At 70.4% G+C, this 19,746-nt stretch carries 21 protein-coding genes; 6 read left to right on the forward strand and 15 right to left on the reverse strand.

What is annotated here, in order from left to right; translation table 11 throughout:
• Positions 1-110: 110 nt before the first annotated feature.
• The 6 genes from ABZY12_RS16430 to ABZY12_RS16455 all read left to right on the forward strand — a co-directional run bounded on the left by ABZY12_RS16430 (position 111) and on the right by ABZY12_RS16455 (position 6,481).
• Positions 111-1,043, forward strand: a complete 933-nt coding sequence (locus ABZY12_RS16430; protein WP_356890705.1) for a sugar ABC transporter permease — start codon at positions 111-113, stop codon at positions 1,041-1,043.
• Positions 1,040-1,882 carry a carbohydrate ABC transporter permease gene (locus ABZY12_RS16435; protein WP_356890707.1) on the forward strand — a complete coding sequence of 281 codons (843 nt, stop codon included), beginning with the start codon at positions 1,040-1,042 and terminating at the stop codon, positions 1,880-1,882. The genes ABZY12_RS16430 and ABZY12_RS16435 overlap by 4 nt, the downstream gene beginning before the upstream one ends.
• On the forward strand, positions 1,882-3,180 hold the full coding sequence (locus tag ABZY12_RS16440; RefSeq protein ID WP_356890709.1) for an extracellular solute-binding protein: 1,299 nt from the start codon (positions 1,882-1,884) through the stop codon (positions 3,178-3,180). The genes ABZY12_RS16435 and ABZY12_RS16440 overlap by 1 nt, the downstream gene beginning before the upstream one ends.
• 54 nt (positions 3,181-3,234) lie before the next feature.
• Entirely contained in the window at positions 3,235-4,428 is a 1,194-nt protein-coding gene (gene mgt / locus ABZY12_RS16445) for a macrolide-inactivating glycosyltransferase (protein ID WP_356890711.1), read from the forward strand.
• 222 nt (positions 4,429-4,650) lie between these two features.
• Positions 4,651-5,853 carry a S8 family peptidase gene (locus tag ABZY12_RS16450; RefSeq protein ID WP_356890713.1) on the forward strand — a complete coding sequence of 401 codons (1,203 nt, stop codon included), beginning with the start codon at positions 4,651-4,653 and terminating at the stop codon, positions 5,851-5,853.
• Between the two features lie 73 nt (positions 5,854-5,926).
• Positions 5,927-6,481 (forward strand): DUF1697 domain-containing protein, encoded by a 555-nt coding sequence (locus ABZY12_RS16455; protein ID WP_356890715.1) that lies wholly within the window; start codon positions 5,927-5,929, stop codon positions 6,479-6,481.
• Between the two features lie 21 nt (positions 6,482-6,502).
• Here the strand turns inward: ABZY12_RS16455 and ABZY12_RS16460 are convergent, their stop codons facing one another.
• The 15 genes from ABZY12_RS16460 to ABZY12_RS16530 all read right to left on the reverse strand — a co-directional run bounded on the left by ABZY12_RS16460 (position 6,503) and on the right by ABZY12_RS16530 (position 19,705).
• On the reverse strand, positions 6,503-7,240 hold the full coding sequence (locus tag ABZY12_RS16460) for a sirohydrochlorin chelatase (protein ID WP_356890717.1): 738 nt from the start codon (positions 7,238-7,240) through the stop codon (positions 6,503-6,505).
• Positions 7,241-7,248: 8 nt separating this feature from the next.
• Complete coding sequence (locus ABZY12_RS16465) at positions 7,249-8,127, reverse strand: ABC transporter permease subunit (protein WP_356890719.1); 879 nt, start codon at positions 8,125-8,127, stop codon at positions 7,249-7,251.
• The gene (locus ABZY12_RS16470; RefSeq protein ID WP_356890721.1) at positions 8,114-8,908 is read right to left on the reverse strand and encodes an ABC transporter ATP-binding protein; all 795 of its coding nucleotides are present in this window, start codon (positions 8,906-8,908) and stop codon (positions 8,114-8,116) included. The genes ABZY12_RS16465 and ABZY12_RS16470 overlap by 14 nt, the downstream gene beginning before the upstream one ends.
• A 35-nt stretch (positions 8,909-8,943) precedes the next feature.
• Positions 8,944-10,050, reverse strand: coding sequence for an aliphatic sulfonate ABC transporter substrate-binding protein (locus tag ABZY12_RS16475; RefSeq protein WP_356890723.1), 1,107 nt, complete (start codon positions 10,048-10,050; stop codon positions 8,944-8,946).
• Positions 10,051-10,252: 202 nt separating this feature from the next.
• Positions 10,253-11,605, reverse strand: a complete 1,353-nt coding sequence (locus ABZY12_RS16480) for a GTP-binding protein (RefSeq protein ID WP_356890725.1) — start codon at positions 11,603-11,605, stop codon at positions 10,253-10,255.
• Between the two features lie 2 nt (positions 11,606-11,607).
• A complete protein-coding gene (cysD, locus tag ABZY12_RS16485; protein ID WP_356890727.1) occupies positions 11,608-12,543 on the reverse strand; it encodes a sulfate adenylyltransferase subunit CysD in 936 nt (311 codons plus the stop codon).
• Positions 12,540-13,106 carry an adenylyl-sulfate kinase gene (gene cysC / locus ABZY12_RS16490; RefSeq protein ID WP_356890729.1) on the reverse strand — a complete coding sequence of 189 codons (567 nt, stop codon included), beginning with the start codon at positions 13,104-13,106 and terminating at the stop codon, positions 12,540-12,542. The genes cysD and cysC overlap by 4 nt, the downstream gene beginning before the upstream one ends.
• Positions 13,106-13,816: a phosphoadenylyl-sulfate reductase gene (locus ABZY12_RS16495; RefSeq protein WP_356890731.1), complete on the reverse strand. Its 711-nt coding sequence runs from the start codon at positions 13,814-13,816 to the stop codon at positions 13,106-13,108. The genes cysC and ABZY12_RS16495 overlap by 1 nt, the downstream gene beginning before the upstream one ends.
• Positions 13,813-14,001, reverse strand: coding sequence for a hypothetical protein (locus ABZY12_RS16500; RefSeq protein WP_356890733.1), 189 nt, complete (start codon positions 13,999-14,001; stop codon positions 13,813-13,815). The genes ABZY12_RS16495 and ABZY12_RS16500 overlap by 4 nt, the downstream gene beginning before the upstream one ends.
• A complete protein-coding gene (locus ABZY12_RS16505) occupies positions 13,998-15,695 on the reverse strand; it encodes a nitrite/sulfite reductase (RefSeq protein WP_356890735.1) in 1,698 nt (565 codons plus the stop codon). Before ABZY12_RS16505 ends, ABZY12_RS16500 begins: the two co-directional genes overlap by 4 nt.
• Before the next feature lie 125 nt (positions 15,696-15,820).
• Complete coding sequence (locus ABZY12_RS16510) at positions 15,821-15,904, reverse strand: putative leader peptide (protein WP_317453974.1); 84 nt, start codon at positions 15,902-15,904, stop codon at positions 15,821-15,823.
• A 136-nt stretch (positions 15,905-16,040) separates the two neighbouring features.
• Positions 16,041-16,610 (reverse strand): GNAT family N-acetyltransferase, encoded by a 570-nt coding sequence (locus ABZY12_RS16515; RefSeq protein ID WP_356890737.1) that lies wholly within the window; start codon positions 16,608-16,610, stop codon positions 16,041-16,043.
• 227 nt (positions 16,611-16,837) lie between these two features.
• Positions 16,838-17,860, reverse strand: coding sequence for a LacI family DNA-binding transcriptional regulator (locus ABZY12_RS16520; protein ID WP_356890739.1), 1,023 nt, complete (start codon positions 17,858-17,860; stop codon positions 16,838-16,840).
• 31 nt (positions 17,861-17,891) lie between these two features.
• Positions 17,892-18,698, reverse strand: coding sequence for an ATP-binding cassette domain-containing protein (locus tag ABZY12_RS16525; protein ID WP_356890741.1), 807 nt, complete (start codon positions 18,696-18,698; stop codon positions 17,892-17,894).
• Entirely contained in the window at positions 18,695-19,705 is a 1,011-nt protein-coding gene (locus ABZY12_RS16530; protein ID WP_356890743.1) for an ABC transporter permease, read from the reverse strand. Before ABZY12_RS16530 ends, ABZY12_RS16525 begins: the two co-directional genes overlap by 4 nt.
• Positions 19,706-19,746: the final 41 nt, after the last annotated feature.

The following is a 19,746-nucleotide window of genomic DNA, read 5'->3' on the forward strand; positions in this document are numbered from 1 at the left end:
GCATCCACGCAGGCGGCCTTGACGAACCGACGACTCGTCAGGACCATGACGGAAGCCAGTGCAACGTCGCATAAGCCGCATCAGCTGCATAAGGGGTCGAGCCTGTGGGTGTGGTGACCGCGACGAAGCGGTCCGGCGGACCAGCGACCGCCGGCAAGGAGCCGCCCGGCCGCGGGCGGAGCCACGGTGCCTGGTTCCTCGTACTGCCCGCGCTGATCCCGATCCTGATCCTGAGCGTCGGCCCCCTCCTCTACGGCATCGCGCTCGCCTTCACCGACGCCCAGTCAGGCCGCACCCAGCCCACGCAGTGGGTGGGCACCCTCAACTTCCAGGACCTGCTGCACGACACCCTCTTCTGGGACTCGTTCCGGATCGGTCTGCTCTGGGCCGTCGGCGTCACCGTCCCGCAGTTCCTGCTCGCCCTCGGCCTGGCGCTGCTGCTCAACCAGAACCTTCGCTTCCGCTGGCTGGCCAGGGCGCTCGCGATCATCCCCTGGGCGATGCCCGAAGTCGTCGTCGGCATCATGTGGCGGCTGGTCTACAACCCCGACGCCGGCATCCTCAACGAGACCGTCCGGGACCTGGGCCTCGGTGACGGACGCGACTGGCTCACCGGGCTCGCGACCGCGCTGCCCGCCGTCATCGTCGTCGGCATCTGGGCGGGCATGCCGCAGACCACGGTCGCCCTGCTCGCCGGGCTCCAGAACACCCCGCACGAACTCCACGAGGCGGCCGCCCTCGACGGCGCGGGCGCCTGGCGCCGCTTCCGTACCGTCACCTGGCCCGCCCTCAAGCCCGTCGCCCTCGCCATCACCGCCCTCAACTTCATCTGGAACTTCAACTCCTTCGCCCTGATCTACGTCCTGACCAGCGGCGGACCCGGCGGCCGGACCAGGCTGCCCATGCTCTTCGCCTACGAAGAGGCGTTCCGCTACGGGCAGTTCGGCTACGCCGCCGCGATGGGCTGTGTGATGGTCGCCGTCATCTCCGTGCTCCTCGCCCTCTATCTCGTCGGACGGCTGAAGGGGGACCAGGACCGGTGAGCACGCTCCGCACCCGCGGGCCCGCGCGGATCGGCCAGTACCTCGCGCTCCTCGCGTATCTCGTCTTCCTCGCCTTCCCGTTCCTCTGGCTGATCTCCACCGCCTTCAAACCCGCCCCCGAGCTCGGCTCGCTCCACCCCACCTGGATCCCGGACGACCCGACGCTCGCCAACTTCCGGCAGGCCTTCGACGAACAGCCGCTGCTCCGCGCCGCCGGGAACAGCCTGCTCGCCGCCGTCTCCGCGGCCCTGATCGCCGTCGCCATCGCCACGCCCATGGCCTATGTGATGGCCCGCCACCGCGGCCGGCTCGCCACGGCGGCCACCGGCTGGGTCGTGGTCAGCCAGGCGTTCCCCTTCGTCCTGGTGATCATTCCGCTCTTCCTCGTCCTGAAGAACCTGCATCTGATCAACAGCCTCTTCGGCCTGGTCATGGTGTACGTCGTCTGGTCGCTGCCGTTCGCGCTGTGGATGCTCACGGGGTACGTCAGGGCCGTCCCGGCCGAGCTGGAGGAGGCCGCGGCCGTCGACGGCGCCGGAAAGCTCCGTACGCTCGTCTCGGTCACCGCCCCGCTGCTCGCCCCCGGCATCGTCGCCACCGCGCTCTTCGCCTTCATCACCGCGTGGAACGAGTTCTTCTTCGCGCTCGTCCTGCTCAAGACCCCGGAGAAGCAGACCTTGCCGGTCGTCCTCACCCACTTCCTCGGCGCCGAGGGTGTCGCCGACCTCGGACCGCTGGCCGCGGCGGCCTTCCTCGCCACCGTCCCCTCGCTGGTCATCTTCGCGATCATCCAGAAGCGGATCACCGGCGGGATGCTCACCGGGGCGGTGAAGTCCTGATGCGGGCACGGATGTTCACCGCGGCGGCCGCCGCACTGGCCCTGCTGCTCACCGGCTGTGCCTCGGACGAGGAACGCGGGGAGGGTGGGAAGGTGCGGCTCCGCTTCCAGTCCCTGGCCTGGCAGCAGGAGTCGGTCGACGCCAACAAGGAGCTGGTGGCGGAGTGGAACGCCGCCCACCCCGACATCCAGGTCGACTACGTCCAGGGAAGCTGGGACTCCGTCCACGACCAGCTCCTCACCTCCTTCGAGGGCGGGGAGGCGCCCGACATCATCCACGACGCCTCCGACGACCTGGCCGACTTCGCCTACGGCGGCTATCTCGCCGATCTCACCGAGCTCCTCCCCGGGCGGCTGCGCGCGGACATCCCGGCGCACAGCTGGGAGACGACGACCTTCGGGGACGGGATCTACGGCGTTCCGTTCCTCCAGGAGCCGCGCCTGATCATGGCGAACAAGAAGATCCTCGAGTCCTCCGGTGTCCGGATCCCCACCCCGGACCGGCCCTGGAGCTGGGAGGAGTTCCGTCAGGTGACCAAGGAGCTGACGGCGACGATGGGCGAGGGACGGTACGCGATCGCCTGGCCGCTGAAGGAACCGGTTTCCGTCAGCCTCAACCTGGGCCTCTCGGCCGGGGGGCAGCTCTTCCACCGGGGTGAGGACGGCAAGGTCACCATCCGCTTCGGCGAGGCGGACGGCATCGTGCCCGGCACCATCCACGACCAGGTCAACACCGACCGCAGCGCCTCGCGTTCCACGCTCGGCACGGGCGGCTCGGACGCTCTGCCGGGCTTCTTCGGCGGCAAGTACGCGATGGTCCCGCTGGGCTTCTCGTACCGGCAGCAGATCACCCAGCAGGCGCCGAAGGGCTTCGAGTGGATCGTGCTGCCCGCGCCCGCCGGGAAGGACGGTCTCGCCCAGGGCGTCAGCCCGCAGACGCTCTCCATCGCCGAGGACAGCCCCTACAAGAAGGAGGCGGCGCGCTTCCTCGACTTCTTCCTCCAGCCACGGAACATGGTCCGCCTCGCGCGGGGCGACTGGATGCTGCCGACCGGCACGGCGGCGCTCGCCGATCCCTCCCTGCACACCGCGAAGGACGGCTGGGCCACCGGAGCGGCGGTGGCGCGCCAGTTGCGCTCCGCTCCCGCGCAGTCGGTGCGGGGCTACGCGGAGTGGAAGGACAAGGTGGCGACCCCGGCCTTCCAGGAGTACTACAGCGGGGCGATCGACGCGGCCGAGCTGCGGCGACGCCTGGTGGAGGACGGCAATCTCGTGCTCGCCAGATACCAGCGGAGCTGAGCGGGCCGTCCTTTTATGATGGACGAGACGTCTCGTCTCGCTTAGGGTGGGGTCATGACCACCACCCCGCGCGCCCATATCGCCATGTTCTCCATCGCCGCCCACGGCCATGTGAACCCGAGCCTCGAGGTGATCCGCGAGCTCGTCGCCCGCGGGCACCGCGTCAGTTACGCGATCCCCGCCTCCTTCGCCGAGAAGGTCGCCGCCACCGGGGCGACCCCCGTCGTCTACACCTCCACGCTTCCGACGGACGACGACCCCGAGGCGTGGGGCACCGAACTGATCGACAACATCGAGCCGTTCCTGAACGACGCGATCCAGGCGCTGCCGCAGCTCGCCGAGGCGTTCGACGCCGACCGGCCGGATCTCGTCCTGCACGACATCACCGCCTACCCGGCGCCGGTCCTCGCCCACCGGTGGGGCGTGCCGGCCGTCGGACTCTGGCCGAATCTCGTTCCCTGGGAGGGGTACGAGGAGGAGGTCGCCGAGCCGATGTTCGCCGAACTCAAGGCGTCCGAGCGGGGCAAGGCGTACTACGCGCGCTTCGAGTCCTGGCTCGCCGAACACGGTGTCGACACCCACCCCGACCGGCTCATCGCCCGACCGCGCAGGGCGCTCGTCCTCATCCCCGAGGCGCTCCAGCCGCACGCCGACCGGGTCGACACCTCCGTCTTCACTTTCGTCGGTGCCTGCCAGGGCGAGCGGGCGGACCAGGGGGAGTGGCGGCGGCCCGTCGGCGCCGACAAGGTCGTCCTGGTCTCCCTCGGCTCGGCCTTCACCAAGCAGCCGGACTTCTACCGGGCGTGTGCCGAGGCGTTCGCGGACCTCCCCGACTGGCATGTCGTGCTGCAGATCGGCAAGTTCGTCGATCCGGCCGAACTCGGCGAGCTGTCGGCCAACGTGGAAGTGCACTCGTGGGTGCCGCAGTTGGCCGTCCTGAAGCAGGCGGACGCGTTCATCACCCACGCCGGGGCCGGTGGCAGCCAGGAGGGACTGGCCACCGCGACGCCGATGGTCGCGGTCCCGCAGGCCGTCGACCAGTTCGGCAACGCCGACATGCTCCAGTCCTTGGGAGTGGCCCGTCACCTGCCGATGGAGGAGGTGACGGCGGACCGTCTTCGCGAGGCCGTGCTCGCCCTCGTCGACGATCCCCAAGTGACCCTGCGCGCCCGGGAGATACAGGCTCGGATGGCGCGCGAAGGCGGAACGCGCCGCGCGGCGGATGTGATCGAGTCCGAACTGGCGTAGCGGCAGAGCCGAGAAGGCCCCCGGTGATCCGGGGGCCTCTTCTCTGGCCCGAGTTGAGCGGAGATGACCGATTTATTATTAAGAAACCTTGCTGAATAAGTCACAGCTGTGTGAAGGCCTTGATTTGCACTCGTCAATCGGTCAGGGTTTCGAATCAGCTACCGGAGAATTTCCTTCCTGTAGCCCAACCCCCCACAAATCCTGACGAGGAGCCCCCTCTTCATGGCAACACACAAGCGTGTACGCAGGACGAAGCTCATCGCCGTCGCCACCGCGATCGCGGCTGCGACCGGAGTCACCGTCCTCACCTCCCCGTTCGCCGGCGCGGCCCCCACGCCCGCCGAGGGAACGGTCTTCGGGCTCGGCGCCGAAGGCGCGGTCGCCGGAAGCTACATCGTTCTGCTGGACGAGAAGGCCGACAAGGGAGGCCTGGCCAAGGAGTACGGCGGCACCCTGCGCCGCAGCTACGACTCCGCCGTCAACGGCTTCTCCGTCAACGGCCTTTCGGAGACCGAGGCCAAGCGCCTCGCCGCCGACCCGGCCGTCGCCAAGGTCGTGCAGAACAAGAAGTTCTCCATCAACGCCACCCAGACCGACCCGCCGTCCTGGGGTCTGGACCGGGTCGACCAGGCCGACACCGCCGGGGACGCGAAGTACACCTACCCCGACAGCGCCGGCGAGGGCGTCACCGCGTACGTCATCGACACCGGAGTCCGCGTCAGCCACAAGGACTTCGGCGGCCGCGCCACCGACGGCTTCGACGCCATCGACAACGACGAGACCGCCCAGGACGGCAACGGTCACGGCACGCATGTGGCCGGCACCATCGCCGGTTCCACCTACGGCGTCGCCAAGAAGGCCAAGATCGTCGCCGTCCGCGTCCTCGACGACAACGGCTCAGGCACCACCGAGCAGGTCATCGCCGGCATCGACTGGGTCACCCAGAACCACCAGGGCCCCTCCGTCGCCAACATGAGCCTCGGCGGCGGCGCCGACCCGGCCCTCGACGAGGCCGTCAAGAAGGCCATCGCCTCGGGCGTCACCTTCGGCGTCGCGGCCGGCAACGAGTCCTCCGACGCCGGCGCCGGCTCCCCGTCCCGCGTCCAGGAGGCGATCACCGTCGCCTCCTCGACCAAGGACGACGAGCAGTCCGACTTCTCCAACTTCGGCTCCGTCGTGGACCTCTACGCCCCCGGCTCGGAGATCACCTCCGCCTGGAACGACAGCGACAGCGGTACGAAGACCATCTCCGGCACCTCCATGGCCACCCCGCACGTGGTCGGCGCCGCCGCCGTCTACCTCGCCGGGCACCCCGGTGCCACACCGGACCAGATCGCCCAGGCGCTGGTCGGCGGAGCCACCGCGGACAAGATCGGCAACCCCACCCAGGGCACCGCCAACAAGCTGCTCAAGATCGTCGAGTAGCGGCACCAGCCCCCTGACCGGCGGCCGCCGCGCCCTCCCCCACGGGGCGCGGCGGCCGTCCTATCGTGTGACCATGACGACGACGTACGCCGCCCTGCTGCGCGGGATCAATGTGAGCGGTCACCGCAAAGTGCCCATGGCACAGCTGCGTTCACTCCTCGAAGAGCTCGGCCACCGCGAGGTCCGCACCTATCTGCAGAGCGGGAACGCCGTCTTCACCACCGACGCCGACGACCTGAGCGAGCAACAGCTCACCGAGGCCGTCGAGGGCGCCATCGAGAAGCACTTCGGTTTCCGCGTCGACTGCCTCGTCCGTAGCGGGGAGTACCTCGCCGCCGTCGCCGACGCCTGCCCCTTTCCCGCCGCCGACCTCGAGGGCAAGCAGCTCCACGTCACCTACTACTCCGAGCCCGTCGGAGCCGAGAGGTTCGCCGCGATCGACCGAACGGCCTTCCTGCCCGAGGAGTTCCGGCTCGGCGACCGCGTCCTCTACCTCTACGCGCCCGACGGCCTCGGCCGCTCCAAACTGGCCGAAGCGATCTCCCGGCCCTCCCTGCTCAAGGGCGTCGTCGCCACGACGCGCAACTGGAACACCGTGGCCAAGCTGGTGGAGATGACCCGCCACTGACCGGACCGTGCGACGTGCGCCTCAGCCGGCCGCCACCAGCGCCGTGTCGATCCGCGCCTCGTCGTACCGTTCGACCACGAGGCGGGCGAGCTCCGGCGAGGGACCGAGGACGTCCGCCAGGACATCGGCCTCGGCCGCGCCCGCCGCGATCCGGTCGGGGAGCCGGCCCGGCGCGATGACGTAAGGGGCCACCGCCACCCGGCGGACGCCGTCGGCGCGCAGGGCGCGGACGGCGTCCTCGGTCCGCGGAAGGGATGCGGAGGCGAACGCAGGTCGCACGGAGCACCAACCGGTGCGCCGCAGCTCCCGCGCTGTCTCGGCGATCGCTGCGATCGCCTCCGGGTCCGAGGAGCCGGCCGAGGCCAGGACGACCCCGGTCGCGCTCTTGTCGGCGGGACCGAGCCCCGCCTCGTACAGCCGCCGCTCCACCGCCGACACCAGCAGCGGGGACGGGCCCAGGACCTCCGCCTGCCGGATCCGCAGCGAGGCGGGGGCCTGTCGCAGCACGGCGGGGATGTCGGCCTTCGCATGGAAGGCCCGGGTCAGCAGCAGTGGCAGCGCCACCACGTCCCGCACCCCCTCGGCGGCCAGGCCCTCCAAGGCCCCCGTCACCGACGGCAGGTTGAAGTCCAGGAACGCCGTCTCCACGCGCAGCCCCGGCCGCGACGACCGCGCGCGCCGCACCAGCGCGTGCACGGTCGCGGCGTGCCGCGGATCGCGGCTGCCGTGGGCGACGACGAGAAGGACCGGGCGGTTCATGATCGCGCTCAGCTCCTCGCCAGCAGACCGCGGCTGCGCAGCACCGCGCGCTCCAGCGGGCTGAAGATCAGCAGGTCGATGGCGATGCCGACGATGAGGATGAGGATGATGGCGAGGAAGATCCCCGGCATGTCGATGTTGTTGCGGCCGTTCTCCAGCAACTGACCGAGGCCGAGACCCAGTTCCGGCGAGGACGCGATGATCTCCGCGGCCATCAGGGAGCGCCAGGAGAACGCCCAGCCCTGCTTCAGACCGGCCAGATAGCCCGGCAGCGCGGCCGGCATCACGATGTGCCAGGCGCCCCTGAGCCCGGTCGCGCCCAGCGTGCGGCCGGCCCGCAGGAACAGCGGCGGCACCTGGTCGACACCGGCCACCAGACCGTTGGCGATCGAGGGGACCGCGCCGAGCAGGATCACCGTGTACATCATCTGGTCGTTGAGGCCGATCCAGAGCACGGCGGGAGCGACCCAGGCCACCGAAGGCAGCGACTGCAGACCCGACAGGATCGGGCCGATCGCCGCCCGGACGAACTTCACCCGCGCGACCAGCAGACCCAGCGGCGTACCGATCGCCAGCGCCATCAGGAAGCCGAGCAGAGCCCGCGACACGCTGGTCCACAGGACGCCGAAGAGTGTCCCCTCCAGCCACATGGTGGACACGCTGTCCCAGACAGCGGACGGCGCGGGCAGCTTGTACTCGTCCGTGACCTCGGCCGTCACCAGGAGCTGCCAGACCACCAGAACCAGCGCCACGGCCGTGACCGGCGGCAGCACCTTCTTCAGCAGGACTTCGCGGACGGGCGTGCGGTTCACCTGCACCGCGTCGAGCGCGTCGAGGCCCGCCTCCAGACCGGCCAGATCGTCGGTCTTCGTCTCAGTGCTGGCCATGACGGCGGATCTCCCCACGCAGTTCTTCGGTGATCTCGACGGACAGCTCCGCCACGGCGGCGTCCTCGATGCGGCGCGGCTGCGGGATGTCGATGGTCCACTCCCGGGCGATCCGGCCGGGACGGGACGACAGCAGCACCACCCGCTCGGCGAGCCGCACGGCCTCGCGCACGTTGTGGGTGACGAAGAGGACCGACAGCCTCGTCTCCCGCCAGATCCGGGTCAGCTCGTCGTGCAGCACGTCCCGGGTGATCGCGTCGAGCGCCGCGAACGGCTCGTCCATCAGCAGCAGATCACTGTCCTGGGCGAGCGCCCTGGCCAGCGCCACCCGCTGACGCATACCGCCGGACAGCTCGTGCACCCGCTTGCCGTACGAACCGCCGAGACGGACCAGTTCGAGCAGCCGCTCCGCCTCCGGACGCCGCTCGGACTTGGGAACCCCGCGCAACCGCAGCGCCAGTTCGATGTTCTTGCCCGCGGTCAGCCACGGGAACAGGGCGTGCTCCTGGAACATCAGAGCCGGCCGGCCGCCGGGGGTCTCGATGGACCCCGCGGACGGCCGGTCGAGCCCGGCGACCAGGTTGAGCAGCGTGGACTTTCCGCAGCCGGAGGCCCCCAGAAGGGTGACGAACTCGCCCGGGGCGACATCGAGCGTGATGTCGTCGAGAACGAGCTGCTGCCCGGCGGGTCCGCCGAAGGACTTCGAGACATGCTCGATCCGGGCGGCATGGGTCACCGCCACACGGTCCTCGGCCTTGGCGAGCGTCGCGGTCGTGGCCATGGTCGTCACCTCCTGGGAACTCGGCTGCTGCGGGGTTACTTGACGCCGAGACCGGCGTCGGCGACCGCGGGCTGCCCCGTGGCCTTGAGGACCTTGTTGAGCGGCCCCAGGTCGTAGATGCCGTTCAGGTCGGGCCGCTCGAGGAGACCCGCCTTCACCGCGTGGTCGGCCTGCGCCTGGAGCGTGGCGGCCAGCGGGTCGTCGGTGAACCGGATCGACGGCCAGGCGGCGTCGATCACCTTCGCGCCCAGCGGCTTGCCGGTGAGGTCCTTCAGCCGGGAGTTCGCCGACTCCTTCGCCCTGTCCGGGTTGGCGTTGATCCACTGGTTGGTCTTCACCGAGCCGCGCAGGACGGCCTCGACGACGTCCGGGTGCTCGGCGAGGAACCTCTGCGAGACGATGATGTTCGTGATCACGAACTTGTCGTCCGGCCACAGCGTGGACTCGTCAAGGAGGACCTTCGCGCCCTCGCTGACCAGCTTGGACGCGGTCGGCTCCGGCACCCAGGCGCCGTCGATCGAGCCCGAGGTGTAGGCGTTCGGGGTCACCTTGTTGTCCGTACGGACCACGGAGACGTCGCCCTTGCCGCTCTGGGCGTCGACCTTCCAGCCCTGCTCCGAGATCCAGTTGAGGAAGGCCACGTCCTGGGTGTTGCCGAGCTGCGGGGTGGCGATCTTCTTGCCCTTGACGTCGCCCAGCGTCTTGATCTTGTCCGGGTTGACGACCAGCTTCACACCGCCGGAGGCCGAGCCACCGATGATGCGCAGGTTGTTCCCCTTGGACTTGACGTAGCCGTTGATCGCGGGGGAGGGGCCGATGAAGCCGATGTCGATCGAGCCGGCGTTGAGCGCCTCGATCTCGGAGGGACCGGCGTTGAAGGTCGAGACCTCCAGCTCGGTGCCGCCCAGCTCCTTCTGGATGATGCCCTCCTGGTCGCCCACCAGGGCGGTGGCGTGGGTCAGGTTCGGGAAGTACCCGAGCCGGACCGTGTCGGCCGAGAGCTTCTCGCCCACGGCTGCCACCTTCGTCTCGTCCTTCTTGGCCTGCGAGCCGTAGCCGCAGGAGGCGAGTGCGCCGATCAGCAGCGGCAGGGCCGCGAGGGCGGCGAGTGAGCGGCGCGGGGTGGTGCGGAAGGCAGGCACGGAGGTGTTCCCCTCAGGGTCTTCGAAGCGTTCGTCGTCTATGTCGTGCGGGGTGGAGCGGGTGGTGCGGGCGCGCGCCGCGTGCACGGCGCGCCGGCGTCAGCCCCCACATCGCGCGACTCCGCCCCGGCCCGCGCCGAGAGTGCCGGAACCCACCCGGCCGCCCTCCTTGGCGAAGGTGGCGTAGACGTCGTTCCTCATCTCAGAAGTCCCAGCCCTCGTCGTCCGCGGTGTCGGCGGCGGCCACGGCCTTGGCGGTGGCGAAGGCCTCGCCCGCCATGCCGGCGGCGAGCGTGGTGCCGTCCGCGGGGTCGATCAGCAGGAAGGAGCCCGTGCGGCGGGAGTCCGCGTACGCGTCGAGCGCGAGCGGTTCGGCGGTACGGACCTTCACCCGGCCGATGTCGTTGGCGACCAGCTGCCCCGGCTCGGGGTGCTGGGAGAGGTCGTCCAGCGTGAGCCGGGACGGGATCTCCTTGACGATCGCCTTGACCGTACGGGTGGTGTGCTTCAGGAGCACCCGCTGTCCGACGGTCAGCGGCTGGTCCGCCACATGGCAGACCGTCGCCTCGACGTCCTGGCTGGTCGCCGGGGCGTCACCGCTCGGCGCCAGCAGATCGCCGCGCGAGATGTCGATGTCGTCGGCGAGCCGGATGGTGACCGACTGCGGGGCCCAGGCGATGTCGACCGACTCGCCGAGCGCGTCGATCGCCGTGATCGTGGACGTCCTCCCCGACGGCAGGACGGTGATCCGCTCGCCGACCCGGAAGGCACCGGCCGCGATCTGCCCGGCGTAACCCCGGTAGTCGGGGTGCTCGGCCGTCTGCGGACGAATGACGTACTGCACCGGGAAGCGCGCGTGGCAGGCCGTCAGGTCATGGCTGACCGGCACGGTCTCCAGGTGCTCCAGGACGGTGGGGCCGCCGTACCAGTCCATGTTGGCGGACGGCTCCACGACGTTGTCGCCGGCCAGAGCCGAGATCGGGATCGCGGTGATCTCCGGGACGCCGAGCTCGGAGGCGTACGTCGTGAACTCCTCGGCGATCGCGGCGAAGACGGGCTCGGCGTAGTCGACGAGGTCCATCTTGTTCACGGCCAGGACGACGTGCGGCACGCGCAGCAGCGCGGCGACGGCGGCGTGCCGGCGGGTCTGCTCGACGACGCCGTTGCGGGCGTCGACCAGGACCACGGCCAGCTCGGCGGTCGAGGCGCCGGTGACCATGTTCCGGGTGTACTGCACGTGCCCGGGGGTGTCGGCGAGGATGAACCGGCGGCGGGCGGTGGCGAAGTAGCGGTAGGCCACGTCGATGGTGATGCCCTGTTCGCGCTCGGCGCGCAGGCCGTCGGTCAGCAGTGCCAGGTCCGGCGCCTCCTGGCCCCGCTTGAGGGACGCGGCCTCGACGGCCTCCAGCTGGTCGGTGAGGACCGACTTGGAGTCGTGGAGGAGCCGGCCCACCAGGGTGGACTTGCCGTCGTCGACGGATCCGGCGGTGGCGAAGCGCAGCAGGGTGGTCGCCGAGACGTCGGCGAACTGCTCGGTCGTGCTCGTGCTCGTCATGGCTAGAAGTACCCTTCGCGCTTGCGGTCTTCCATCGCGGCCTCGGACATCTTGTCGTCGGCGCGGGTCGCGCCCCGCTCGGTGAGACGGGAGGCGGCGATCTCGGCGATCACGGCGTCCAGCGTGGTCGCGTCGGAGTCGACGGCGCCCGTGCAGGACATGTCACCGACGGTGCGGTAGCGGATGAGCCGCTTCTCGACCGTCTCGGTGTCCTTGGGGCCGCCCCAGTCACCGGCGGTCAGCCACATGCCGTTGCGGGCGAAGACCTCGCGCTCGTGGGCGAAGTAGATCTCCGGCAGCTCGATGCCCTCGCGGGCGATGTACTGCCAGACGTCCAGCTCGGTCCAGTTGGAGAGCGGGAAGACACGGACGTGCTCGCCGGGGGCGTGCCGGCCGTTGTACAGCTGCCACAGCTCCGGGCGCTGCCGGCGCGGGTCCCACTGGGAGAACTCGTCGCGCAGCGAGAACACCCGCTCCTTGGCGCGGGCCTTCTCCTCGTCGCGGCGCCCGCCGCCGAAGACGGCGTCGAAACGGTGCTGCTGGATCGCCTCGGTCAGCGGCACCGTCTGGAGCGGGTTGCGCGTCCCGTCGGGACGCTCCCGCAGCTTCCCGGCGTCGATGTACTCCTGGACGGAGGCGACGTGCAGGCGCAGGCCGTGCTTCTCGACCGTGCGGTCGCGGTACTCGATGACCTCGGGGAAGTTGTGCCCGGTGTCGACGTGCAGCAGCGTGAACGGCACCGGCGCCGGCGCGAACGCCTTGAGCGCCAGGTGCAGCATGACGATGGAGTCCTTGCCGCCGGAGAAGAGGATCACCGGCCGCTCGAACTCGCCCGCCACCTCACGGAAGATGTGGACGGCCTCGGACTCGAGCGAGTCCAGGTGCGACAGCGCGAACGGGCTGTCGGTCGCTTCGTCGATGGTGACGGCGGTCGTCATGAGAGACCCCTCTCGGTGAGCAGCGCGTGGAGCTGTGCTGCCGACTCCTGCACGGTCTGGTTCTGGGACTCGATCCGCAGATCGGGGTTCCGCGGCTCGTCGTACGGGTCGTCGACCCCGGTCAGACCGCTGATCTCGCCCGCGGCCTGCTTGGCGTACAGCCCCTTCACATCGCGTACGGAGCACACGTCCACCGGAGTGGCGACATGCACCTCGACGTAGGGGGTGCCCTCGGACTGGTGGCGCTTGCGGACCGCCTCGCGGCTGTCCTCGTACGGAGCGATGACCGGGACCAGGACCTTCACGCCGTTCGACGCGAGCAGCTCGGCGACGAAGCCGATCCGCTGCACGTTGGTGTGCCGGTCCTCGCGGGTGAAGCCGAGGCCCGCGGAGAGGAACTCGCGGATCTCGTCACCGTCGAGCACCTCGACGCGGTGGCCCTCGCCGCGCAGGCGGCCGGCCAGCTCGTACGCGATGGTGGTCTTGCCGGCGCTCGGCAGGCCCGTGAGCCAGATGGTGGCACCGGTCACGTGGTTCTCCTGGGAAGTCTCGATGGTGGTCATCAGCCGTGCAGCCCGCATTCCGTCTTGGCGCGTCCCGCCCAGCGGCCGGCGCGGGCGTCCTCGCCCTCCACGACCCGGCGGGTGCACGGGGCGCAGCCGACGGAGGCGTAACCGTCCATCAGCAGCGGGTTGGTGAGCACGCCGTGCTCGGCGACGTACGCGTCGACGTCGTCCTGCGTCCAGCGGGCGATGGGGGACACCTTGACCTTCCGCCGCTTCTCGTCCCAGCCGACGACCGGCGTGTTCGCCCGGGTCGGGGACTCGTCGCGGCGCAGGCCGGTCGCCCAGGCGCGGTAGGCGGTCAGGCCGTCCTCCAGCGGCTTGACCTTGCGCAGCGCGCAGCACAGGTCGGGGTCGCGGTCGTGCAGCTCGGGGCCGTACTCCGCGTCCTGCTCGGCGACGGTCTGCCGCGGCGTCAGGGTGATGACGTTGACGTCCATCACCGCGTCGACCGCGTCGCGGGTGCCGATGGTCTCGGGGAAGTGGTAGCCGGTGTCGAGGAAGACGACGTCCACGCCCGGCATGGCACGCGACGCCAGGTGGGCGACCACCGCGTCCTCCATGGAGGAGGTGACGCAGAACCGCTTGCCGAAGGTGTCGGCCGCCCACTGGAGGATCTCCAGCGCGGAGGCGTCCTCCAGCTCGCGCCCGGCCCGCTCGGCGAGCGCCTTGAGGTCGGTGGATTCGGTGATGACCTGAGTCGTCGTCATATCTCTTCCCCTCCAGTCGAGTTGCTCTGAGAGCCCTGAGGTTCCGGGGCGAGGAGCCCCAGGAACTTCAGCTGGAAGGCTCGACCGCATGCCCTGCATTCCCAGGCGCCGTGACCCTGCTCGTTCGGCCGCAGGTCCTCGTCGCCGCAGTACGGGCAGTAGAAGGGCGCCGCACGCTCGCTCATGACAGCGCGTCCTCGGACGCGCGCGCCGCCCAGGTGGCGAAGCGCTCGCCGTCCTCGCGCTCCTCCTGGAAGCGCTTGAGCACCCGCTCGACGTAGTCCGGCAGCTCGGCCGAGGTGACCTTCAGGCCACGGACCTTGCGGCCGAAGCCGGCCTCCAGGCCGAGCGCGCCGCCCAGGTGGACCTGGTAGCCCTCGACCCGGTTGCCGTCGTCGTCCAGGACCAGCTGGCCCTTGAGACCGATGTCCGCCACCTGGATACGGGCGCAGGCGTTCGGGCAGCCGTTGATGTTGATGGTGATCGGCTCGTCGAACTCGGGGATGCGACGCTCGAGTTCGTCGATGAGCGAGGCGCCGCGCGCCTTGGTCTCGACGATCGCCAGCTTGCAGAACTCGATACCGGTGCAGGCCATCGTGCCGCGCCGGAACGGCGAGGGGGCGACCCGCAGGTCCATCGCCTCGAGGGCGGAGACGAGGGACTCGACCCGCGCCTCCTCGACGTCGAGGACGATCATCTTCTGCTCGGCGGTGGTACGGAGCCGGCCCGAACCGTGCGCCTCGGCGATCTCGGCGATCTTGGTGAGAGCGGCGCCGTCGACCCGTCCGACGCGCGGCGCGAACCCGACGTAGAACCGGCCGTCCTTCTGCCGGTGCACGCCGACGTGATCGCGCCACTGACCGGCGGGCTGCTCGGGAGCCGGGCCGTCGGTCAGCTTGCGCTTCAGGTACTCGTCCTCCAGGACCTGGCGGAACTTCTCCGGGCCCCAGTCGGCGACCAGGAACTTCAGGCGGGCGCGGGTGCGCAGTCGGCGGTAGCCGTAGTCACGGAAGATCGAGATGACGCCCTCGTAGACGTCCGGGACCTCGTCGAGCGAGACCCAGGTGCCCAGGCGGACGCCCAGCTTGGGGTTGGTGGACAGGCCGCCGCCGACCCAGACGTCGAAACCGGGGCCGTGCTCGGGGTGGTTCACGCCGACGAAGGCGATGTCGTTGATCTCGTGCGCCACGTCGAGCAGCGGCGAGCCGGAGACCGCGGACTTGAACTTGCGGGGCAGGTTGGAGAAGTCCTTGTTGCCCACGATCCGGCGGTGGATCTCGTCGATGGCGGAGGTGCCGTCGATGATCTCGTCCTCGGCGATGCCGGCGACCGGCGAGCCGAGGATGACACGCGGGGTGTCACCACAGGCCTCGGTCGTGGACAGGCCGACCGCCTCCAGGCGGTTCCAGATCTCCGGGACGTCCTCGATGCGGATCCAGTGGTACTGGACGTTCTGCCGGTCCGTGATGTCGGCCGTGCCCCGGGCGAACTCCTGCGAGATCTCGCCGATGACCCGCAGCTGCTCGGTCGTCAGCCGGCCGCCGTCGATGCGGACCCGGAGCATGAAGTACTCGTCGTCCAGCTCCTCCGGCTCCAGGACACCGGTCTTGGTGCCGTCCAGACCCTGCTTGCGCTGGGTGTAGAGGCCCCACCAGCGCATGCGGCCGCGCAGGTCGTTGGGGTCGATGGAGTCGAATCCGCGCTTGGAGTAGATCGTCTCAATACGTGTCCGCACATTGAGACCGTCGTCGTCCTTCTTGAACTGCTCATTGCCGTTCAGCGGGGTGAAGTGCCCCACGGCCCACTGACCCTCGCCACGGTGGCGCCCGGCCTTGCGGCGGGCGGCGACGGGAGTGGGGTTTTCCGGGGTGGCGGCCATGGCGTTTTGTCCTTCGGGACTGCGGGAGGGCGGCTCTGACCTGCACACTCGCGCTCAGGTCAGAGGGTGGCGCGTCGGTGCGCAGCAGGGTCGGGCAGAAGATGTTCGCGGCGGTGCTGGTTCTCTCAGCGCGCCGGACACATGGCGCTGGACATGCGGCCGAGGTCGACGTGCCGCCGACTCACCAAGGCAATTCCAGTTCCAGACATGACGGAAGCGTGTCACGGGACTTTGGACCCAGTCCAGCAATGTCCGGTATGTGGACACCACCGTCCCGCATCGCGAGACGGTGTGCCGTGGGTCACTTCGGAAGGGTGCTGCTCAGGGCGGCGATGCGGCTTCCGCTCAGGCGTGGGCGCCGGGCCAGGGGCCGGGTGCCGACGTCTCCTCCACCTGTTCGACCTTCGTGTCGAAGAGCCGGAAGCCGCGTCGCTCGTAGTTGGCCATCGCGTGCGGCCCGTCCAGCGAGCAGGTGTGCAGCCACACCCGCCGGGTCGGCTCGCGGTCCGGCCAGCGCTCGGCCAGGTCCCAGGCGCGCCGCACGCCCTCGGTCAGCAGATGGCCGCCGATCCGGCGCCCCCGGAAGGCCGGGACGAGCCCGAAGTAGACGATCTCGACGACCCCGTCGTCCTGCGGATCCAGCTCCACGTACCCGGCCGGCGTCCCCTTCTCGTACGCCACCCAGATCTCGGCCCCCGGCCGCTCGACGAGCTCCTGCCACTCCTTGTACGACAGGTGCAGCCGGTCGTTCCAGTGGATGTCGCCGCCGACCGCCGTATAGAGGAAGCGGCTGAACTCGGCGGAGGGCACCTCGGCCCGCGCGATGGTGATGTCGTCACCCTCGGGCGGGGTGGCGGGAAGCAGATCGGAGGGTGAGGTCTGTTCGAGGGACCAGGTGGTGAGAGTGATGCTCATAGGCCCATCGCATCATGCGGAGCGGGAGATTCCTACAGGTGTCCTACGGGACGGGACGATCGGCCGTCCGGTGTGGCGGGCAGGCCGCCTGTCCGCCGCGTGCGGCTGTCCGGATGCCGGACACGCTGTCCACGGTCGGCGCGGGTGCGCGGGGCGGCCGCGCTGCCGGTCAGGGGCCGGGGCGGCGCGCGCGGCCGGGTCAGCGCCCCGGGGCCGCCGCGGTCGGGTCAGTGAGCCGGGGGCCGGAGCTCTCCGCTGCCGCGTTCGATCAGCGTCACCGGGACCGTGCGCGTCGTCGCGCGCGAGCGGTCGCCGCCGAGACGGGCCAGGATCTGCTCCGCCGCCGCCCGGCCGACCGCCGCCGGGTCCTGGGCCACCACCGTCAGGCCCGGCTCCAGGACCGCCGCGAGCGGCAGATCGTCGAAGCCGACCAGGGCGACATCGCGCCGGCCCGCCTCGGCCAGGGCCGGCACGACCCCGAGCGAGGCGAAGTTGTTCGCGGCGAAGACGGCGGTCGGCGGGTCGGGCAGGGCCAGCAGCCGGCGGACGGCGACTCCGGCGGCGTACGGGTCGTGCGCCGTGACGACCAGTGCCGGATCGTGGCCGATCCCGGCCGCCTCGAGCGCCGACCGGTACCCGCGCTGCCTCGTCTTGCGGGTGTAGAGGCCGGCCGGCCGGTCACCGATGAAGGCGATGCGCCGGTGGCCGTGCGCGATCAGATGTGCCACGCCCCGCCGCGCGCCCTCCTCGTTCGCGCTCACCACCGCGTCCGCCGCGAGCCCCGTGCCCGGCCGGTCCACGAAGACCACCGGCAGCCCGCTCTCCCGCTCGCGGCGCAGGAAGCGGTGGTCGCTGCCGGCCGAGGGAACCACCAGCAGACCGCTGATCCGGCGGGCCAGGAAGGTGGTGATGAGCGCGTGCTCCAGCGGCTCGCGCTCCGCCGACGACCCCATGAGGAGCGTCAGCCCCCGGTCCCGTACGACCTCCTCCACGCCGCCCGCGACCGTACCGAAGAACGGGTTGCCCATGTCCGGCACGACCAGGCCGACCGTCGAATCACGGGCACCCACCCGCATGTTGCGGGCCATGAGATTGGGGCGGAACCCCAGCTCCTCGACGACCGCGAGCACCTTCGCCCGGGTCGCCGCCGAGACCGGCCCGTCCTCGTTGAGCACCCGTGACACGGTCTTCGGGGTCACCCCGACCCGCTCCGCCACATCGGCCAGGGTCGGCCGCCGGGTGCTCCCCATGGTCACCGCATCTCCGTCGTACGTCGTCGCTTCAGTCCTTGCCCGCCACGACCGTACCGCCGTTCGCGTCCTCCACCGTCAGGGCCCCGGTCATGATCGCCACGACGTCCGACATCGAGTGGTCACCGGGCCGGATCTGCGCCACCCGGCGGCCCAGGCGCTGCACGTGGATCCGGTCGGCGATCTCGAAGACATGCGGCATGTTGTGGCTGATCAGCACGACCGGCAGACCTCGGTCCCGTACCCGCCGGATCATGTCCAGGACCTGGCCCGACTCCTTCACCCCGAGCGCGGCCGTCGGCTCGTCCATCACCACCACATGCCGCGCCCACGCCACGGCCCGCGCCACCGCGACCCCCTGCCGCTGGCCGCCGGAGAGCGTCTCCACGGCCTGGGTGAGGGAACGGAGCCCGATCTTCAGGTCCGCCATGTGCGCGGCGGACTCCTCGCGCATCCTCTTGTTGTCGAGCATCCGCAGTACCGACCCGAGCGGGCCGCGGCGCCGCACCTCGCGCCCCAGGAACATGTTGCTCGCGATGTCGAGCGAGGCCGCGACCGCCAGATCCTGGTAGACGGTCTCGATGCCGTGCCGGCGCGCGTCGACCGGATCACGGAAGCGGACCGGCTCGCCGTCGAGTTCGATCGTGCCCTCGTCGGGCTGGAGCGCCCCGGTCAGCGCCTTGATCAGGCTGGACTTGCCGGCGCCGTTGTCCCCGATGACGGCGAGCACCTCGCCGGGCATCAGGTCGAAGTCGGCGCCGTCGAGCGCGGTGACCTGGCCGTACCGCTTCACCAGACCGCGGGCCTTCAGAACAGGTGTGGTCGTCGGCGTCGTCATCGGCGGGCCTTCCTGCGGGAGAACTGGTCGACGGTCACGGCGAGGATCACCAGACCGCCGGTGATCAGGGTCTGGTAGATCGAGCCGACGCCCATCAGCTGGAGGCCGTTGCGGAAGACGCCCACGATCAGCGCTCCGACGAGCGTGCCCAGCACGGCGCCACGGCCGCCGAACAGGCTCGTACCGCCGAGCACCACGGCGGTGATCGCGTCCAGGTTGTCGGTCTGGCCCGCCTTCGGGTCGCCGACACCGGTGCGCGAGACCAGCAGCAGGGCGGCGATGCCGTAGATCACCCCGGCGAGGGTGTAGATCCCGAGCTGGAGGCGGGTGGTGCGGATGCCGGTGAGGCGGGCGACCTCGGGGCTGTTGCCGAGCGCGTAGGTGTGCTTGCCCCAGGCCGTCTGCCCGAGCAGGAACGCGAAGCAGAGGAAGAGCGCGATGGTGAGCACCGAGCCGTAGGTGATGTCGGTGCGGCCGAGCGGGAAGGTCTCGCCCAACCCGGTGAGCAGGCCCGGGAGTTCGGTGATGGTCTGCTCTTCGGAGTAGATGTGGGTGAGCGCGAAGGCGACGTTGAGCATGCCGAGCGTCACGATGAACGGCGGCAGTTTGACGAAGGTGACGAGCGCGCCGTTGGCGAGTCCGAAGAGCGCGCAGACACCGATGCCGGCGGCGACGGCGACCAGGGGCGGGAGGGTGCCCTCGGCGGCGAGCTTGGCCATGACGATCGTGCCGAAGGCCATCACGGCGCCGCAGGAGAGATCGATGCCCGCGGTGAGGATGATCAGGGTCTGGCCCAGCGCGAGGGTGCCGACGACCATCACCTGCTGGACGACGAGCGAGAGGTTCCCGCCGGAGAGGAACTGATCGCTCTGGAGGGAGAAGAAGACGCACGCCACGAGCAGTGCGACGAGCGGCCCGGCGGTGGGATGGGTGATCAGCCCGCGCGCGGCGCCGGAGCGCGATACGGCCGGGGGCGCGGCGGTCGGGGGTGCGGTGGTCGTGGTCAACGGTGCTCCTTGAGCGGGGAGGGGCGGGTCGGGGGCTCGGG

The organism is Streptomyces sp. NPDC006551, assembly GCF_040611675.1.
Lineage (GTDB): Bacteria > Actinomycetota > Actinomycetes > Streptomycetales > Streptomycetaceae > Streptomyces.

Coding starts and splice junctions, on each gene's coding strand:
- ABZY12_RS16440 (WP_356890709.1), top strand. CDS start 1,882: ATGCGGGCACGGATGTTCACCGCGGCGGCCGCCGCACTGGCCCTGCTG.
- mgt (WP_356890711.1), top strand. CDS start 3,235: ATGACCACCACCCCGCGCGCCCATATCGCCATGTTCTCCATCGCCGCC.
- ABZY12_RS16450 (WP_356890713.1), top strand. CDS start 4,651: ATGGCAACACACAAGCGTGTACGCAGGACGAAGCTCATCGCCGTCGCC.
- ABZY12_RS16455 (WP_356890715.1), top strand. CDS start 5,927: ATGACGACGACGTACGCCGCCCTGCTGCGCGGGATCAATGTGAGCGGT.
- ABZY12_RS16460 (WP_356890717.1), bottom strand. CDS start 7,240: ATGAACCGCCCGGTCCTTCTCGTCGTCGCCCACGGCAGCCGCGATCCG.
- ABZY12_RS16465 (WP_356890719.1), bottom strand. CDS start 8,127: ATGGCCAGCACTGAGACGAAGACCGACGATCTGGCCGGTCTGGAGGCG.
- ABZY12_RS16470 (WP_356890721.1), bottom strand. CDS start 8,908: ATGGCCACGACCGCGACGCTCGCCAAGGCCGAGGACCGTGTGGCGGTG.
- ABZY12_RS16480 (WP_356890725.1), bottom strand. CDS start 11,605: ATGACGAGCACGAGCACGACCGAGCAGTTCGCCGACGTCTCGGCGACC.
- cysD (WP_356890727.1), bottom strand. CDS start 12,543: ATGACGACCGCCGTCACCATCGACGAAGCGACCGACAGCCCGTTCGCG.
- cysC (WP_356890729.1), bottom strand. CDS start 13,106: ATGACCACCATCGAGACTTCCCAGGAGAACCACGTGACCGGTGCCACC.
- ABZY12_RS16495 (WP_356890731.1), bottom strand. CDS start 13,816: ATGACGACGACTCAGGTCATCACCGAATCCACCGACCTCAAGGCGCTC.
- ABZY12_RS16500 (WP_356890733.1), bottom strand. CDS start 14,001: ATGAGCGAGCGTGCGGCGCCCTTCTACTGCCCGTACTGCGGCGACGAG.
- ABZY12_RS16505 (WP_356890735.1), bottom strand. CDS start 15,695: ATGGCCGCCACCCCGGAAAACCCCACTCCCGTCGCCGCCCGCCGCAAG.
- ABZY12_RS16510 (WP_317453974.1), bottom strand. CDS start 15,904: ATGTCTGGAACTGGAATTGCCTTGGTGAGTCGGCGGCACGTCGACCTC.
- ABZY12_RS16515 (WP_356890737.1), bottom strand. CDS start 16,610: ATGAGCATCACTCTCACCACCTGGTCCCTCGAACAGACCTCACCCTCC.
- ABZY12_RS16520 (WP_356890739.1), bottom strand. CDS start 17,860: ATGGGGAGCACCCGGCGGCCGACCCTGGCCGATGTGGCGGAGCGGGTC.
- ABZY12_RS16525 (WP_356890741.1), bottom strand. CDS start 18,698: ATGACGACGCCGACGACCACACCTGTTCTGAAGGCCCGCGGTCTGGTG.